The organism is Pseudomonas sp. EB271-G4-1 (genome assembly GCF_058791355.1).
In genome coordinates this window covers 41,046-58,481 of the sequence record NZ_JBYTEO010000001.1, presented here as the reverse complement: position 1 = coordinate 58,481, position 17,436 = coordinate 41,046, and the positions used below count along the sequence as shown (strand labels likewise).

Annotated in this window: 13 protein-coding genes; 5 read left to right on the top strand and 8 right to left on the bottom strand. The window is 59.9% G+C overall.

Features of this window, described 5'->3' with window-relative positions:
- Window positions 1–95 precede the first annotated feature (95 nt).
- Window positions 96–968: a pyridoxal kinase PdxY gene (pdxY, locus tag AC3WWR_RS00275; RefSeq protein WP_020797951.1), complete on the top strand. Its 873-nt coding sequence runs from the start codon at window positions 96–98 to the stop codon at window positions 966–968.
- A gap of 63 nt (window positions 969–1,031) precedes the next feature.
- On the opposite strand, the gene AC3WWR_RS00270 is transcribed toward pdxY, so the two are convergent.
- Window positions 1,032–1,514: an acyl-CoA thioesterase gene (locus AC3WWR_RS00270; RefSeq protein WP_041073853.1), complete on the bottom strand. Its 483-nt coding sequence runs from the start codon at window positions 1,512–1,514 to the stop codon at window positions 1,032–1,034.
- Between the two features lie 286 nt (window positions 1,515–1,800).
- Here AC3WWR_RS00270 and AC3WWR_RS00265 point away from each other — a divergent pair, with 286 nt between their 5' ends.
- Entirely contained in the window at window positions 1,801–3,564 is a 1,764-nt protein-coding gene (locus tag AC3WWR_RS00265; protein ID WP_083349922.1) for a cation:proton antiporter, read from the top strand.
- Between the two features lie 23 nt (window positions 3,565–3,587).
- On the opposite strand, the gene AC3WWR_RS00260 is transcribed toward AC3WWR_RS00265, so the two are convergent.
- From AC3WWR_RS00260 to uvrD, 4 genes are all read right to left on the bottom strand, one after another.
- Entirely contained in the window at window positions 3,588–3,995 is a 408-nt protein-coding gene (locus tag AC3WWR_RS00260) for an SMI1/KNR4 family protein (protein WP_003187120.1), read from the bottom strand.
- Between the two features lie 138 nt (window positions 3,996–4,133).
- Entirely contained in the window at window positions 4,134–5,012 is an 879-nt protein-coding gene (locus AC3WWR_RS00255) for a Tim44 domain-containing protein (RefSeq protein ID WP_033038818.1), read from the bottom strand.
- Between the two features lie 178 nt (window positions 5,013–5,190).
- Entirely contained in the window at window positions 5,191–5,631 is a 441-nt protein-coding gene (locus AC3WWR_RS00250) for an EamA family transporter (RefSeq protein ID WP_033038816.1), read from the bottom strand.
- Between the two features lie 53 nt (window positions 5,632–5,684).
- A complete protein-coding gene (gene uvrD, locus AC3WWR_RS00245) occupies window positions 5,685–7,868 on the bottom strand; it encodes a DNA helicase II (RefSeq protein ID WP_020797945.1) in 2,184 nt (727 codons plus the stop codon).
- 257 nt (window positions 7,869–8,125) lie between these two features.
- On the opposite strand from uvrD, the gene AC3WWR_RS00240 reads away from it, so the two are divergent.
- Window positions 8,126–10,990 (top strand): EAL domain-containing protein, encoded by a 2,865-nt coding sequence (locus AC3WWR_RS00240; protein ID WP_083349921.1) that lies wholly within the window; start codon window positions 8,126–8,128, stop codon window positions 10,988–10,990.
- An 87-nt stretch (window positions 10,991–11,077) separates the two neighbouring features.
- Here the strand turns inward: AC3WWR_RS00240 and AC3WWR_RS00235 are convergent, their stop codons facing one another.
- From AC3WWR_RS00235 to aspA, 3 genes are all read right to left on the bottom strand, one after another.
- On the bottom strand, window positions 11,078–12,082 hold the full coding sequence (locus AC3WWR_RS00235) for an asparaginase (RefSeq protein ID WP_020797943.1): 1,005 nt from the start codon (window positions 12,080–12,082) through the stop codon (window positions 11,078–11,080).
- 139 nt (window positions 12,083–12,221) lie between these two features.
- On the bottom strand, window positions 12,222–13,673 hold the full coding sequence (locus tag AC3WWR_RS00230) for an alanine/glycine:cation symporter family protein (protein WP_020797942.1): 1,452 nt from the start codon (window positions 13,671–13,673) through the stop codon (window positions 12,222–12,224).
- Window positions 13,674–14,085: 412 nt separating this feature from the next.
- Window positions 14,086–15,510, bottom strand: coding sequence for an aspartate ammonia-lyase (aspA, locus tag AC3WWR_RS00225; protein WP_020797941.1), 1,425 nt, complete (start codon window positions 15,508–15,510; stop codon window positions 14,086–14,088).
- A 180-nt stretch (window positions 15,511–15,690) separates the two neighbouring features.
- Here aspA and AC3WWR_RS00220 point away from each other — a divergent pair, with 180 nt between their 5' ends.
- Window positions 15,691–16,608, top strand: coding sequence for a LysR substrate-binding domain-containing protein (locus AC3WWR_RS00220; protein WP_033045512.1), 918 nt, complete (start codon window positions 15,691–15,693; stop codon window positions 16,606–16,608).
- Window positions 16,609–16,936: 328 nt separating this feature from the next.
- Complete coding sequence (gene purE, locus AC3WWR_RS00215) at window positions 16,937–17,428, top strand: 5-(carboxyamino)imidazole ribonucleotide mutase (protein ID WP_007971731.1); 492 nt, start codon at window positions 16,937–16,939, stop codon at window positions 17,426–17,428.
- Window positions 17,429–17,436 lie beyond the last annotated feature (8 nt).

The window sequence follows — 17,436 nt, the reverse complement described above, 5'->3', positions numbered from 1 at the left end:
GTCAGCTTAACTGTGTCGTTGGTCTGTCGTACAGGCTGCGTTTAGTCGCATACTGCGCGGCACGAATTTCAATCGTTTTACGGATAACTCACCGCATGAAACGTACACCCCATCTGCTTGCTATCCAGTCCCACGTGGTGTTCGGTCACGCAGGCAACAGTGCCGCGGTTTTCCCGATGCAGCGGGTCGGGGTGAATGTCTGGCCGCTTAACACCGTGCAGTTTTCCAATCACACCCAATACGGCCAGTGGTCGGGTGACGTATTGGCACCGCACCAGATTCCCGATCTGGTCGACGGTATCGCGGCCATTGGCGAGCTGGGCAATTGCGATGCGGTGCTGTCCGGTTACCTCGGCAGTGCAGCCCAGGGCAGGGCGATCCTGACGGGTGTGGCGAAGATCAAATCGATCAATCCCAAGGCGTTGTACCTGTGTGACCCGGTGATGGGCCATCCGGAGAAGGGCTGCAGCGTACCGGCGGAAGTCAGCGATTTCCTGCTGGAGGAGGCCGCCAGCGTGGCCGATTTCATGTGCCCCAATCAACTGGAGCTCGACAGCTTCTCGGGGCGCAAGCCGCAGTCGCTGTTCGATTGCCTGGCGATGGCGCGGGCGCTGCTGGCACGCGGGCCGAAGGCGGTGTTGGTCAAGCACCTGGATTATCCCGGCAAAAAAACCGATGTCTTTGAGATGTTGTTGGTGACGGCCGAAGGCAGCTGGCACCTGCAGCGTCCGCTGCTGGCGTTTCCGCGTCAGCCGGTGGGTGTTGGCGACCTGACGTCCGGGTTGTTCCTGGCCCGCGTCCTGCTGGGCGACAGCCTGGTGGCGGCTTTCGAATTCGCCGCGTCGGCGGTGCATGAAGTGTTGCTGGAGACGCAAGCCTGCGCCAGTTACGAAATGGAACTGGTTCGGGCTCAGGACCGGATCACCCATCCGCGCGTGCGGTTCGAGGCCACGCCGATCAGTTTGTAATCCGGTTACGGCGAAAAAAATCGCAGCCTGCGGTAGCTTCTACAGAGGCTGCGATCTTTTGCTTCAAGCGTCGCCCTTGATTTCCTGATAACGCTTTTCCAGCTCCTGACGAATCTGACGACGTTGCTGGGCCTGCATATAACGGCGCTTGTCTTCACTGTTTTGAGGTTGCAGTGGCGGCACCGGGGCGGGCTTGCGCTGGTCATCCACGGCGACCATGGTGAAGAAGCAGCTGTTGGTATGGCGTACCGAGCGCTCACGGATATTCTCGGTCACCACCTTGATGCCCACCTCCATGGAGGTGTTGCCGGTGTAATTGACCGACGCCAGGAAGGTCACCAGTTCACCGACATGGATCGGCTCGCGGAAAATCACCTGGTCTACCGACAAGGTCACCACATAGCGGCCGGCATAGCGGCTGGCGCAGGCGTAGGCCACTTCGTCGAGGTATTTGAGCAGGGTGCCACCATGAACATTGCCAGAGAAATTGGCCATGTCGGGGGTCATCAATACTGTCATCGACAGCTGGGCGTTTCCGGGTTCCATAGCGTTCTCACGGGTCAAGGCAAGGTTTGAGGGACGCACCTCTGCGGGCGCTTCAGCGGTTTTTTCAAACCAACAGATATCGGGACGCCGCGCGGGCGGCCGCCGTCACGCCTGATCGATCTGTTTCCATATATTGCACCGCCTTTTCGCCGGAAGTCGCGGTGTTACCCTGCAAAAGCCCGGACCAAGGGAAAAGTCCTACACGCAAAGCAGAATTTTACGCTGCTCGAATCGGACGCTTAGCCGCGTCCGATGATTAAGCCAATGCACCCAAGGAGCCCACGCGATGCATGCCATCAGTTTTATTCAGGATCTGGCAGTGATCATGTTGGTTGCGGGCGTGGTGACCGTACTGTTCCATCGGTTCAAGCAACCGGTGGTGCTGGGCTACATTGTGGCCGGCTTCATTATTGGCCCGCACACTCCACCGTTCGGCCTGATCCACGATGAAGAAACCATCAAGACCCTGGCGGAGCTGGGGGTGATTTTCCTGATGTTCTGCCTGGGCCTGGAGTTCAGCCTGCGCAAGCTGTTCAAGGTCGGTGCCACGGCGTTTATCGCGGCGTTCCTGGAAATCGTTCTGATGATCTGGATCGGCTACGAAATCGGCCGCTGGTTCGATTGGAACACAATGGACTCGCTATTTCTCGGGGCGATCCTGGCCATTTCCTCGACCACCATCATCGTCAAGGCACTCAATGACCTGAAGATGAAAAACCAGCGCTTTGCGCAGTTGATTTTCGGCGTACTGATCGTCGAAGACATCCTCGGTATCGGCATCATCGCCTTGCTGTCCAGTATCGCGGTCAGCGGCACGGTCAGTTCGGGCGAAGTGTTCTCCACTGTCGGCAAGCTTTCGCTGTTCATGATCGTCGCGCTGGTCATTGGCATTTTGCTGGTGCCGCGCTTGCTGGCGTACGTGGCCAGGTTCGAGAGCAACGAAATGCTGCTGATCACCGTGCTGGGCCTGTGTTTTGGCTTCTGCCTGCTGGTGGTCAAGCTTGAGTACAGCATGGTGCTCGGTGCGTTCCTGATTGGCGCGATCATGGCTGAGTCTCGTCAGTTGCTGAAAATTGAGCGCTTGATCGAACCGGTTCGCGATTTGTTCAGCGCGATCTTCTTCGTGGCGATCGGGTTGATGCTCGACCCGATGATTTTGCTGCAATACGCCTGGCCAATTGCGGTGATCACCGTGGCGGTGGTGCTCGGCAAGATGCTGTCCTGCGGCCTTGGCGCCTTCATCGCCGGCAATGACGGACGAACTTCGCTTCGCGTCGGGATGGGGCTGTCGCAGATTGGCGAATTCTCTTTCATCATTGCATCGCTGGGCATGACCCTGCAGGTCACCAGTAACTTCCTTTACCCGGTGGCCGTGGCGGTCTCGGTGCTCACCACGCTAATGACGCCCTATCTGATCCGCGCGGCCGACCCGCTGTCGATCAAGCTGGCCGCGGTGATGCCGCAACGGCTGGCTCGGGTGTTGGGGATGTATGGCGAATGGCTGCGCAGTATTCAACCGCAGGGCGAGGGTGCGTTGCTGGCTTCGATGATTCGGCGGATTTTGCTGCAGGTGGGGGTCAATCTGGCATTGGTGATTGCGATCTTCTTCGCCGGTGCTTACTTTGCCGAAGGCATGTCTACCTATCTGCAAGACTGGATCAGCGACTCGAGCTGGCAGAAAGCGCTGATCTGGGGTGGGGCGCTGCTGCTGTCGCTGCCTTTCCTGATTGCCGCGTATCGCAAGCTCAAGGCATTGTCGATGTTGCTGGCGGAAATGGGTGTCAAACCGGAGATGGCGGGTCGTCACACGCAGCGAGTGCGCCGGGTGATCTCCGAAGTGATCCCGATCCTCTCGCTGCTGGTGATTTTCCTGCTGCTGGCAGCCTTGTCGGCCAGTATTCTGCCGACCAACAAGTTACTGGTCCTGATCGCCGTGGTCGCGGCCGCCGTAGCGGCGTTGCTCTGGCGCTGGTTCATCCGAGTGCACACACGGATGCAGGTGGCCTTGCTCGATACCCTGGAAAACCACAAGGATTCGCCGGGGCATTGATCATGTGAGGGGCGTCGAACGGCTCAGCTTTCCAGCCAGACGTCCCGCGCCCAGTGCCATACCGATTCCCAGGTTTCTTCGGCGATCAGCTCTTCTTCGGCCTGCCAAAGCACTACGGTGCCGTCTTCTTCGACGCAGTAGTAGTCGTCGCCGTCCTGGCAGATCGGGATCAGGCTGCGATCGACGCCTGCATCCCAGGCGTTGGCGGCAACGTCCGGCAGGTAAGTGTGGGATTGCGGGTCCGTGACGGTGACGGGCTCCAGGCTGCCATAGACCACGTCGCTGACGGTCAGCAGGAACTCCCTGAAGACGAACGGAATGTCGATGAACAGTTGTTCTTCGATTTCGACCAGCAGATCTTCGTCGGGCAACTCCAAGGGGACCGGTACCGGTTCGTTGGCTTCACGCAGTTGTTCGATGATTTCTTCCACGTCCGGGATCCTCTTGCTTGTATGGCGCGGTTTATATGGGGCGGTTTATACAGTAGCTCGCTATAGATGCAACCGCGAAATAGAAAACCCCAGCCGAGGCTGGGGTTTTTATTACAACAAGTGAAGCGCGGAGGGGAATCAGCCGTTCTGGCGGATACCAGCCACCAGCCAAGGCTGGTTTTCGCCCTGTGCACGTTCCATGTTCCAGCTTTCGCTGAACACTTCGCCCTGGTCGAAACGCGAGGTCTTCGACACGCCGCTGAAGGTCAGGGTGGCGATGGTCTTGTCGGCACGATCTTCTACGCCGTCCAATTGCACATTCAGGTTATCAATGTAGGTGGACTGGAAGCCGTCACCCAGGTCAGCACGTTCGCGCTTGAGGAACTCCAGCATTTGCGGGGTCACGAACTCGGCGATCTTGTCCATTTCGTTCGCGTCCCAGTGTTGCTGCAGGGACTGGAAGTGATTGCGCGCAGCTTCGATGAAGTTGTGTTCGTTGAACCAGGCCGGAGCGTTGATTACCGGACGAGCGGCAACCGGTGCTGCCGCGCCACCGAAGATCGAACCGCCAGCAGGCTTCTGTTCGAACGCCTCACGCTGCATCGGCGCGTAGCCTGCCGGAGCCATTTGCGGCTGCTGCTTGCGACGACGAGCGGCAATGAAGCGGAAGACCAGGAACGCGATGACCGCCATGATCAGGATGTCGAGGATCTGCATGCCCTGGAAACCGTCGCCCATGAACATGGATGCCAGCAGGCCACCAGCGGCGATGCCGGCCAGAGGGCCGAGCCAGCGCGAAGCGCCACCGGCCTTGGCTGCGGCGCCCGCGGCACCGGCTGCACCAGCGGTCGCTGCAGCGCCGCCCATGCCTGGAGAAGAAGGAGCCATCTGGCTGGTCTGGTGTGTCGGCGCAGCGCCTGCGCTTTTGCCACCACCAAAGCGCTTGGCGGCATTGGCGTCGAGGCTCATCGTCAAGCCGATGCACAACGCCATGGCGATGCTAAGAAAACGTTTCATAAAGGGAATTCCCATTTGTGGAAGGCACGCGCGCCATGTTGCACAGCTGAAGTGTTACTGGCTAGCGGCAGAGTGTTTCGAGCTTTTGCCTGACAGGTTGCATTCAGCTTCAGTCAGTGCAATAGGGCTTGTTAACTTTGGTCTGTAGGAAAAGTGGATAAGTTCTGTAGGAAGATGTTTATCGTCGCAGCGCGAGCATGATGACGCCCGCCGTGATCAGGCCGATCCCACTCCATTGGCGCAGATCAAGCTTCTCGCCCAGCAGGACCACACCGAGCACGGCTACCAGCACCACGCTGAGTTTGTCCACAGGGGCAACCAGTGAGGCCGGGCCGACCTTGAGTGCGCGGAAGTAGCAAATCCACGAGGCACCGGTGGCAAGGCCCGACAACAACAGGAACAGGTAGCTTCTGGAGGAGATCGATCCTAAAGACTGATATTGGCCCGTGGCGCACAAAATCAAGGCCAGGCTGACCAGCACCACCACCGTGCGTATCAGGGTGGCGAAGTCTGAATTGACGTTTTCGACACCGATCTTCGCGAAAATGGCGGTCATTGCCGCGAATGCTGCCGATAACAGGGCCCAGAATGTCCAGGAAGAAAAGAAGCCTGAGCCCATGAGTCGTTTCCTTTCAGTTCAGACGATGCATAACCCTGTGGGAGCGGCGGTCTTTAGATCGCTTCCAGCTTGGCATACCCCAGCATCAGCCACTTGCTGCCTTCGCTGAAGTTAACCTGTACCCGAGCCGCCGCTCCGGCGCCTTCGAAGTTGAGGATCACGCCGTCACCGAAGATCGAGTGGCGTACAGTCTGGCCCAGGCTGAAGCCGGTCTGCGGAATCTCGCTGCCGCTGAACAGATTGCTGCCACTCATCGACTGATTGCCGCCGTACGGCCGGCTGACGCTGTTGGAAAGCCGTACTTCCTGAATCAGGCCCTTGGGCACTTCGCGTACGAACCGCGAAACCTTGTTGTAGGTCTCGCTGCCGTAGAGGCGTCGGGTTTCGGCATAGGTCATCACCAGGTTCTGCATGGCCCGAGTGATGCCGACATAGGCCAGGCGACGTTCTTCCTCAAGACGGCCGGGTTCTTCCAGGCTCATCTTGTGCGGGAACAGGCCTTCTTCCATGCCCACCAGGAACACATAGGGAAATTCCAGGCCCTTGGCGCTGTGCAGGGTCATCAATTGAATGCTGTCTTCGTGTTCGTCGGCCTGGGTATCGCCGGCTTCCAGCGAGGCGTGACCGAGGAAGGCTGCCAGTGGCGTCAGGTCCTCGTCCTCTTCGCTGTTTTCGAAGTTGCGCGCCGCGCTGACCAGTTCCTCAAGGTTTTCTACCCTGGCCTGGCCCTTCTCGCCTTTTTCCGCTTCGTGATAGGCGATCAGCCCCGACTGTTCGATGACGGTCTGGGTCATCAGGTGCAACGGCATTTCCATGCACTTGGCGGCAAGGTTCTCGATCAACTCGACAAACGCGCCCAGCGCGCCGGCTGCGCGGCCGGTAACGCCTTTATTGGCCACCAGCTGGCGCATCGCTTCCCACATCGACACATCACTGTGGCGGGCGTGGTCGCGGATCGCTTCGACGGTTTTCTCGCCGATGCCCCGGGCTGGCACGTTGATCACCCGTTCCAGCGCGGCATCGTTGCCACGGCCTTCGAGCAATCGCAGGTAGGCCATGGCGTTCTTGATTTCAGCACGTTCGAAGAAGCGCTGGCCGCCGTAGATGCGGTAGGGAATGCGCTCGCGCAGCAAGGCTTCTTCCAACACGCGCGATTGGGCGTTGGAACGGTACAGAATCGCGATATCGCTGCGAGCCAAGCCGGTTTTCAGCGCACTTTCGATGGTTTCGACAACGTAGCGAGCTTCGTCGTGTTCGTTGAACGCGGCGTACAGGTTGATCGCTTCGCCGTCGCCGCCGTCGGTCCACAACTCTTTGCCCAAGCGCCCGGTATTGTTGGCGATCAAGGCGTTGGCGGCCTTGAGGATGCCTGCGGTGGAGCGGTAATTCTGCTCCAGGCGAATGGTTTCGGCGTCCGGGAAGTCTTCGGAGTACTGGTAGATGTTCTCGATTTTCGCGCCACGCCAGCCATAGATCGACTGGTCGTCGTCGCCGACCACCATCAGACTGTCGCCACCTTTGGCCAGCAGGCGCAACCAGGCGTACTGCACGGCGTTGGTGTCCTGGAACTCGTCCACCAGAATGTGCCGGAAGCGCTTCTGATAGTGCGCCAGCAAGCCAGGGTGATCGCGCCACAGGTCGAGGGCGCGCAGCAGCAATTCGGAGAAGTCGATGACACCGGCGCGCAGGCACGCGGCCTCGTAGGCCTCATAAATGCTGCGCATGGTCGCCAGGAACAGGTCGCCGCTGGCTTGAATGTGTTGCGGGCGCAGACCTTCGTCTTTCTGCCCGTTGATGAACCATTGGGCCTGACGGGCGGGCCAGCGCTGTTCGTCCAGGCCGAGCTCGCGGATCACCCGCTTGACCAGGCGTTGCTGGTCGTCGCTGTCGAGAATCTGGAAGGTCTGGCTCAGGCCGGCTTCCTGCCAGTGCGCCCGCAGCAAGCGGTGCGCCAGGCCGTGGAAGGTGCCGACCCACATGCCGGCCGGGTTGATACCCATCAGCTGCTCGATGCGATGGCGCATCTCGGCAGCAGCCTTGTTGGTGAAGGTCACCGACAGGATGGAGTGGGGCGAGGCGTTTTCGACCTGGATCAACCAGGCGATACGGTGCACCAGCACTCGGGTTTTACCGGAACCAGCACCGGCCAGGACCAACTGACGACCCACGGAGGCAGCTACGGCCTGGCGTTGGGCATCGTTGAGAGAGTTCAGCAGAAGGGAGAGATCATCGCGCATCGGGCCATTCTAGGGGGCCGCGTCACCCCGGGCAAACCCCGCTTCGTTTTAGCCGATGAAAGTTACGCAAGGGACGACCGGTCAGTCATCGGCTGCAATCGTTTGCCGTGCCTGTTTGGCGGCATTTTGCCACCGCTGGCGGCTGATACTTTGGTCTGTTTTTTGATCGGGAGCAGTTTGGTCCGGGCATTGGCTTGTGTATGCTCCGTCGACGTTTCGGGCACATGCTCATCATTATAAGAACAAGAACACTGCCTATGACCCTCAGCTTCGACCTGTCGGGCCCTACTGTGGAGCCCAGGGTTATTCGTAAACAATACGCCATGGAAATGGCGGTCGAACGCACGCGTCTGTTGTATCAGGGGTCCTTGCTGCCCACGCTGTTCATGTTGATCAATGGCCTGGTCTGCGCTGGATTGCTCTGGAGTCCGCAGCGCTACTTCCTGGTCAGTGTCTGGCTGGTGTGGTTGCTGTCGCTGGTGGCATTGCGGGTGATCCAGGTGGCGGCCTTCGATTCGGCGATTCCCAACCGCCAGGCTCATCCGATCTGGCGGCGCATGTTTTTACTGGGCTCGGGTCTCACGGGCCTGACCCTGGCTGGCGCCGGTATTGCTCTGGTTCCTGCCGATAACTTTATTCAACAAGCCTGGGTCTTTGGCCTGATCGGCGCCGCGGCGCTGTCGGCCAGCGTGGCCTATGCGGTGAGTTTGCCGGCGTTCCTGTCCTTCACCTTACCCTGCCTGTTGCCGGCCATTGCCTATATGTTCTGGGGTGGGGATGAGCACGGTTGGGGCTGGTTCGGCTTGATTTTGCTGGGTGCGCTGAGTGTGGTTGCCTGGCAAGTGAACCGGCTGATCGATCGGGGCCTGTTGCGACGCTTCCAGAATCAGGCGCTGATCGAGAATCTGCAGCAGGCGCAGAACTGCAGCGATCAGCTCAATCAAAAGCTGGCCAGGGAAATCGATCAGCGTCGGCGTGCCGAAGACGAATTACGCGAAATCCAGGTCGACCTGGAAAACCGTGTCGCCCAGCGCAGTCTGGAGCTGGACGCGGCCAACCAGGCGCTGAGCAAGAGTGAGGCGCGCCTGGCACTGGCACTGAAGGCCAGCGAACTGGGGTTGTGGGACTGGAACCTGCAAACCGATGAAGTCCATCACACGCAGATCCAGGAATTGTTCGGCCTGGAGCCGGACCAGGTGACGGCATTATTGCGCCACCTCAAACCGCGCTTGCATCCCGACGACCTTCCTGCACTGAAAAAGGCGTTGGTCGAGCATTTGAAGGGGCGCACCGAGGATTACCAGATCGAGTACCGCGTGCGGCATGGCGATGGCCATTGGGTGTGGATCGAGGACCGCGGACGGGCGGTGGAACGTGCCGCCAACGGCCGGGTGATTCGCATGGTGGGCACGCGGCGCGATATCAGTGTCAGCAAGGTCCAGGAAGAGCAACTGCAACTGGCGGCGACCGTGTTCGAGGCCGCCAGCGAAGGCATTGTGATTTTCGATCCGAATTATGCCGTGATCGCGGTCAACCAAGCCTTCAGCCGGGTCACTGGCTATGAAATCGAGGAGGTTCTTGGACGCAACGTGGTCGAGTTGCCCTGCAGTCGCGATGCGCGCCGGCATTACGGTGCGATCCATCTAACCCTGGAGCAGCACGGCAATTGGCAGGGTGAGCTGGTGGAAACCCGCAAGAGTGGCGAGATGTATCCGCAATGGCTGCAATTGACCGCCGTACGCGATACTCGGGGAAATGTCAGTCATATCGTGGGCTTCTTCGCGGATCTCTCGGCAAGGCGAGAATCCGAGGAGCGCATGCGCTACCTGACCCATCACGACGAACTCACGGGGCTGGCCAATCGCTCGATGTTCCGCGAACGACTCAGCGAAGCACATCAGCGGGTACGCCAGGGCGGTTATCGCAGCCTGGCTTTGTTGCACATCAATCTGGATCGCTTCAAGCAGCTCAACGACAGCCTGGGTCATGAGGTGGCCGATCAGCTATTGCAGAAAATGGCCCGGCGCCTGGTCAACGCATTGCCCGAGGCAGACACCATCGCACGCTTGTCCGGCGATGAATTCGCCGTCCTGTTCAATGCCTACGGCAACCTCTCCAGTCTGGCGCGAGTGGCGACTCGCTTGTCGGCCAAATTGCGTGTGCCGGTGACCGTCGACGGTCATGAGCTGGTGGTCAGCGCATCCATGGGTATCAGCCTGTTGCCGGACAACGCCCGGGAAATATCCGCATTGGTCAGTCAGTCGAACATGGCTATGCAGCACGCCAAGCATTTGGGGGGTAACAATTTCCAGTTCTACACCGATAGCTTGCAAGCCAGCACCCTTGAGCGCCTGCAGCTGGAAAATCATCTGCGCAAAGCGGTCGAAGAGAAGCAACTGAAGGTGTTTTACCAACCGAAGCTGTGCCTCGCCACGGGCAAGCTCAATGCTGCCGAGGCCTTGGTGCGTTGGGACCACCCGACCATGGGACGTGTGCCGCCGGGGGATTTCATTGGCTTGGCGGAGGAGACCGGTTTGATCGGCCCAATCGGCGAGTTCGTCTTGCGCCAGGCCTGCTGGCAAGCCTGCGAGTGGCAGCGCCTGGGGCTTGAGGGAATTCGGGTGTCGGTCAATCTGTCGGTGCACCAATTGCGTCAGGGCAAACTGGTAAGCCTGGTGCGTCAGGTCCTGGAAGAAACCGGGTTGGCGCCGCATTATCTGGAGCTGGAACTGACCGAGAGCCAGTTACTCGACAGCGTCGAGCACATTATCGCGACGTTCCAGCAACTGCGTGATTTGGGCGTTACGCTGGCGATCGACGATTTCGGCACCGGGTATTCGTCCCTGAGCTACCTCAAGCGCATCCCGGTGGATTACGTGAAGATCGATCAGGCGTTTATCCGGGGCCTGGGAGAGGGTACGGCAGACGCGGCGATCACTCGGGCAATCATTGCGATGGCGCACGGCTTGAAATTGAAAGTGGTGGCTGAAGGCGTGGAACGGCTGGAGCAGCTTGAATTTTTGAAAGCCGAACATTGTGATGAAGTGCAAGGCTATCTGATCAGCCGGCCGGTTGAGGCCGAGGCCCTGGCACGGTTGCTTCAAGTACAAGGTGTAAGTTGATCGACGAGGTTTTCCGCCAGACACCTGATGTGTCTGGCGGAAAGTTTTAAAGCGTGGGAAACAGGCTGATGGGTAAGCTTCGATGTATCAGGCCAGCTCCCCACACAAGTCCAGTTCAATTAGCCGCCGGACCTCCGCAGGTTCAAGTCCTGCCCCCAGCAAGCCATGCAGCTTGCCGAACGCCGCTTCACGGGTCATGCCGCCACCTGAAAGCACACCGGCCACCCGCAAACGACTGCCCGCCTCATACACGTCCAGTTCTACGCCACCTTCGTGGCACTGCGTGACTGCCACCACCACGACGCCCGCGTCCCGCGCCCGTTCCAGGCTGGCGAGGAACCCGGGATTGTCGCTCGGCCCGGTACCGCTGCCGTAGCATTCCAGCACCAGGCCCTGAATACCGCTGTCGATCAGGCCATCGAGTATTTCGGCGCCGATGCCGGGAAACAGCGGTAACACTGCAACGTTCGCCTGTTGCCGGGCTTGGTTGTAATGCAGTTGCGCCGGAATCGAAGACGCTTTCGCACCACCACCCTGACGTTCCAGTCGCTTGAACGGATGACGGCCGAAACTGCGCACTTTCGCGCAATGGGTTGGGTCCAGCAATTCACCGTGGAAGTACAAGTGCACACCCGGAGCCAGGCCCTGGCCCAATGCAACCAGGGCGCCGCCGAGGTTTTCCCAGGCATCGCTGTCGGTCACGCCGGCCGGCAACATCGAGCCGGTAAAGCAAACGCGTGCGTGCAGGCCGAGCAATTGAAAGCTCATGGCGGCGGCGCTGTAGGCGAGGGTGTCGGTGCCGTGCAGGATCAGCACGCTGTCGCAACCTTGCACGTCCACGGCATCGACCACTGCTTCACGCAATTGCTGCCAATACGCCGGGGTCATGTTGGCGCTGTCGATCAGCGGCGACATTTCGCGAAAGCGCCATTGCGGTACCACGAGATCAGGCTGGCTGTGCAGGTACTCACGCATCCGCGCTTCGAAACCGGACGCCGGCGCCAGGCCGTGGGCACTGGCTTGCATGCCGATGGTGCCGCCCGTGTAGAGCACCATGACGTGCTGGGCGGCAGGGTAGGTCGAGGAATTCATGGAGCTGCTCCGAGAACGATGATGTCCTGTGGGAGCGGGCTTGCTCGCGAAGAGGGAGTGTCAGGCGACATTAGTGTTGTCTGATACACCGCTTTCGCGAGCAAGCCCGCTCTCACAAGGGATTTCGCACTTTAACCGATCAGCGTTGCGCTGCGGGCACGCCTTGCGGCACGGCTTCGGCCTTGGTGGTGACTGTAGGCGGATTGGCTGGCCAGGCCTGGCGATCCAGATCCAGGTCCGGGAACTTGCTCGAATCGAACACCGGCGTCTTGATCCCGGCTGCACGCTGGTCATCGTAGTCGCGCAGGATGCGCATGCCGACCTTGAACAGCAGGAACAGCGCGATCAGGTTGACGAACGCGAGCATCGTCATGGTGATGTCGGCAAAGGCGAACACGGTCCCGAGGTTTTCGATGGCGCCCCAGAAGATCAGCACCAGAACCAGCGCACGGTAGCCCATCAGTGCCTTGCGGTTTTCACCGATCAAAAAGCGCAGGTTGCTCTCACCCAGATAGTAGTTGTAGAGGATCGAGGTGAACACGAACAACGCCAGCGCCACGGAAATGAACATCCGGCCCCAGTCACCGACCACGGCAGCCAGGGAGTTCTGGGTCAGGGCAATACCGTCGCCTTCGAAGCCCGGGGTGTAGAAACCCGAGAGCAGGATCAGCAGGGCCGTGCAGGTGCAGATCACGAAGGTGTCGAGGAACACACTGAACGCTTGAACCACGCCTTGGGCGACGGGGTGCTCGACCGAGGCCACCGCGGCCACGTTCGGCGCGCTGCCCAGGCCCGCTTCGTTGGCGAATACGCCACGTTTAACGCCCATGATAATCGCGCTGCCGATCAGGCCGCCAAATGCCTGGTCAAGGCCGAAGGCGCTTTTAACGATGGTCATCAGCATGCCCGGTACCTGATCGAACTGCAGCACGATCACGTAGATGGTCACGCCGATGTACACCAGGGTTTTCACTGGCACCAGCAGGTCGGCGACCTTGGCGATGCGCTTGATCCCACCGATGAACACCAGGCCCAGCAGTACGGCAAGGCCAAGGCCGGTCCAGGTGGTGTCGAGGCCGAAAGCGTTGTTCAGCGAGTGGGTCACGGCATGGGATTGCAGGCCGTTGAAGGCGAAGCCGAAGGTGATCAGCAGCAGGAACGCCATGATCATCCCCAACCAGCGCTTCTGCAGGCCGTGCTGAATGTAATAGGACGGACCGCCACGGAAGGTGCCGTCGGCATCGGTGCGTTTGTAGAGTTGGCCGAGGGAGCATTCAAAGAAGCTGCTGGACATGCCGACCAGTGCGGTCACCCACATCCAGAACACGGCACCGGGGCCGCCCAGTGTCACGGCAATACCGACACCGGCGATGTTGCCTGCGCCGACACGACCGGCAAGGCTGAGCATCAGGGCCTGGAACGAGCTGAGTTGCCCAGCGCTGCTTTTGAGGCTGTCCCGGAACACCGCGAACATGTGGAAGAAGTGACGCAATTGAACGAAACGCGAGCGGATCGTGAAGTAGCTACCGAGCCCGACAATGAGCACGATCAGTACTTTCCCTGAGAGGAAGTCGTTAATGACTTCGAGCATGGTTATTCCTCGCTGTTTTTTGTGTAGGCAGATGCTGGCCAGGAAGAAACATCGTGTTACATCCGTTCGCGCACGGCATAACGGATCAGGCGAAGTTCGTCCCGGATTCATATCGCGGGTTTGTTGTTAGTTCGGGTTTCGCATGGGTTGTGGCCTCGCTACCGACGACCGCTCACGCGAAGAGGGGCGGCACTATACCGATGACAGTGCCGTCCGTCTGCACGGTTGTGGTGCAAGATCAAAAGATCGCAGCCTGCGGCAGCTCCTACAGGGACCGCATTCCCCCGTAGGAGCTGCCGAAGGCTGCGATCTTTTCGCTTGTAAAAAAAAGGGCTTGGAGAGAAATCTCCAAGCCCTCAAAAGGTGAGAGGTGTCTAGTCCCTCGACCTGGTGAGCGGTGCTACAGCGTTGGTTAAGCCTTCAGAGGCACCAGACGCGGGGCAATCATGTTTTCCGGGCGCAGGATGTCGGCGAGCATGGCGTCGTCGAGCAGACCTTCTTCGCGCACCAGTTCCAATACGCCGCGGCCGCTTTCGAGGGCGATGCGGGCGATACGGGTGGCGTTTTCATAGCCGATGTACGGGTTCAGCGCGGTCACCAGGCCGATCGAGTGCTCGACCAGTTCACGGCAACGTTCTTCGTTGGCGGTGATGCCGGTGATGCAGTGCTCGCGCAGCATGTCCATGGCGCGTTGCAACAGGCGGATCGAGTCGAAGATCTTGAAGGCGATCAGCGGCTCCATCACGTTCAGTTGCAGCTGGCCGCCTTCGGCCGCGATGGTCAGGGCCAAGTCGTTGCCGATGATCTGGAACGCTACCTGATTCACGGCTTCCGGGATTACCGGGTTGACCTTGCCTGGCATGATCGAGCTGCCTGGCTGACGCGCCGGCAGGTTGATTTCGTTGATGCCGGTTCGTGGGCCGCTGGACAGCAGGCGCAGGTCGTTGCAGATCTTCGACAGCTTGACCGCGGTGCGCTTGAGCATGCCGGAGAACAGCACGAAGGCGCCCATGTCAGAGGTGGCTTCGATCAGGTCGGCTGCCGGTACAAGCGGGTGACCGCTGATGGTGGCCAGGCGCTGAACGGCCAGGTGCTGGTAACGCGGGTCGGCGTTGATGCCGGTGCCGATTGCGGTACCGCCCAGGTTCACTTCGGTCAGCAGCTCGGGTGCCAAGGTCTTCAGGCGTGCCAGGTCTTCGCCCAAGGTCGTGGCGAACGCACGGAATTCCTGGCCAAGGGTCATCGGCACAGCGTCTTGCAGCTGGGTACGGCCCATCTTCAGGACGTGGCTGAATTCTTCACCTTTGGCGGCGAACGACTGGATCAGGCTGTCGAGGCTGGCCAGCAGCGCGTCATGACCCAGCAGCAGACCCAGGCGGATCGCGGTCGGGTAGGCGTCGTTGGTCGACTGCGCCATGTTCACGTCGTTGTTCGGGTGCAGGTACTGGTATTCGCCCTTCTGGTGACCCATGGCCTCCAGCGCGATGTTGGCGATGACTTCGTTGGCATTCATGTTGGTAGAAGTGCCAGCGCCGCCTTGAATCATGTCCACCACGAATTCTTCGTGGAAATCGCCGCGGATCAGTCGTGCACAGGCTTCGCTGATGGCCGCGTGCTTGGCTTCACTCAAGTGACCCAGCTCGCGGTTGGCGTCAGCGGCGGCTTGCTTGACCATGGCCAGGCCGACTACCAGCTTCGGGTAATGCGAGATCGGAACGCCGGAGAGACGGAAGTTGTTCACCGCTCGCAGGGTCTGGATGCCGTAATACGCTTGAGCCGGTACTTCGAGTACGCCAAGCAGGTCTTTTTCTGTGCGGAATGATGCAGCGGAGGACATGATAGAAATCATCTCAATATGGACCCGGGCTGTGCCGGAACACTGCAAATGCTAGGCTTGTGGAGAATTTTGGGCCAATGCTGTTAAACACTGGCCTATGCACATTCGGCATAATGCCCATGTGACGCCATGTTGACGGCGAGCGTGCGACCTAATTTGGTGCGTGTCCGGGAGGATGTGATGAATCTGGAAAGTAAATGGCTGGAGGACTTCAGTGCCCTGGCCGCCACCCGCAGCTTCTCCCAGGCAGCGGAACGCCGCTTTGTGACTCAACCGGCCTTTAGCCGCCGAATCCGCAGCCTCGAAGCCGCGCTGGGATTGACCCTGGTCAACCGCTCCCGCACGCCGGTCGAGCTGACGGCGGCAGGCCAGTTGTTCCTGGTTACCGCGCGTACCGTGGTCGAGCAGCTCGGTGAGGTGCTGCGCCACCTGCATCATCTGGAAGGCGGGCAGGGCGAAGTGATGCAAGTCGCGGCGGCACACTCACTGGCTCTTGGGTTTTTCCCTCGCTGGATCGCGCAACTGCGCAATGAAGGCTTGAACATCGCCACACGGTTGGTCGCCACCAACGTTGGCGACGCCGTGCATGCGTTGCGCGAGGGCGGTTGTGACTTGATGCTGGCGTTCTATGACCCGGACGCGGCCATGCAGATGGACCCTGAGATTTTTCCTTCCTTGCACCTTGGGCACACCGAAATGCTCCCGGTGTGCGCGGCAGACGAGCAGGGCAAGCCCCTGTTCGACCTGGAGGGCGAGGCAAGCGTGCCATTGCTGGCCTACAGCGCCGGAGCGTTTCTTGGGCGTTCGGTCAATGGTTTGCTGCGCCAGCGCGCGCTGCGCTTTACCACCGTGTATGAGACCGCCATGGCCGATAGCCTCAAGAGCATGGCCCTGGAAGGCCTGGGGATTGCCTGGGTACCACAACTGAGTGTGCGCGCCGAGCTGGCGCGCGGTGAATTGGTGGTGTGTGGTGGCCCGCAATGGCATGTGCCGCTGGAGATTCGTTTGTACCGCTGCGCGTTGGTGCGCAAAGCCAACGTGAGGTTGTTGTGGCGCAAGCTGGAAGGCGGGGCAGCGCAGGGCGCGACCAATTCTTGAACACAATGAAAACCCTGTAGGAGCGGGCTTGCCCGCGAAGGGGCCAGCAAAATCAACATAAATGTGTGATGTGTCGACGTTATCGCAGGCAAGCCAGCTCCAACAGGAATTCGTGGTGTACTGGATTGACCTTCAGGTCAATAAATCCGGTGCTTTGCGGTGGGTGACAGATGGTCGCAATGGGGGCTGTTTATCTGCTTCATTGAGGTATACTGCGCGGCCTTCGGCCGGTTCGCCTGGCCATAATTCGTACAATCAAGCCACGCATTCTGCGTGGCTTGTTGTTTTTTGATGCGCCTGCGGGCGCCCAGAGAGAAGAGGCACGACGATGAGTGCATTGGTTGGCGTGATCATGGGCTCCAAGTCCGATTGGTCCACCCTCAGCCACACCGCCGATATGCTGGAAAAGCTCGGCATCCCTTACGAGGTGAAAGTGGTCTCTGCCCACCGCACCCCGGACCTGCTGTTCCAGTACGCTGAAGAAGCCGAGGCGCGTGGCATCGAGGTGATCATCGCCGGTGCCGGTGGCGCAGCCCACTTGCCTGGCATGTGTGCAGCCAAGACCCATCTGCCGGTGCTGGGCGTGCCGGTGCAGTCGGCGATGCTCTCGGGCGTCGATTCGCTGCTCTCCATCGTGCAGATGCCAGCAGGCATTCCGGTCGCCACCCTGGCCATCGGCAAGGCCGGTGCGATCAACGCCGCCCTGCTTTCGGCGAGTATCCTGGGCGCCAAGCACCCGCAGTTCCACGCGGTGCTGAAAACCTTCCGTGCTGAACAGACAGACAGCGTCCTGGAAAATCCAGACCCACGCATCGCCTGAGGTTGTTG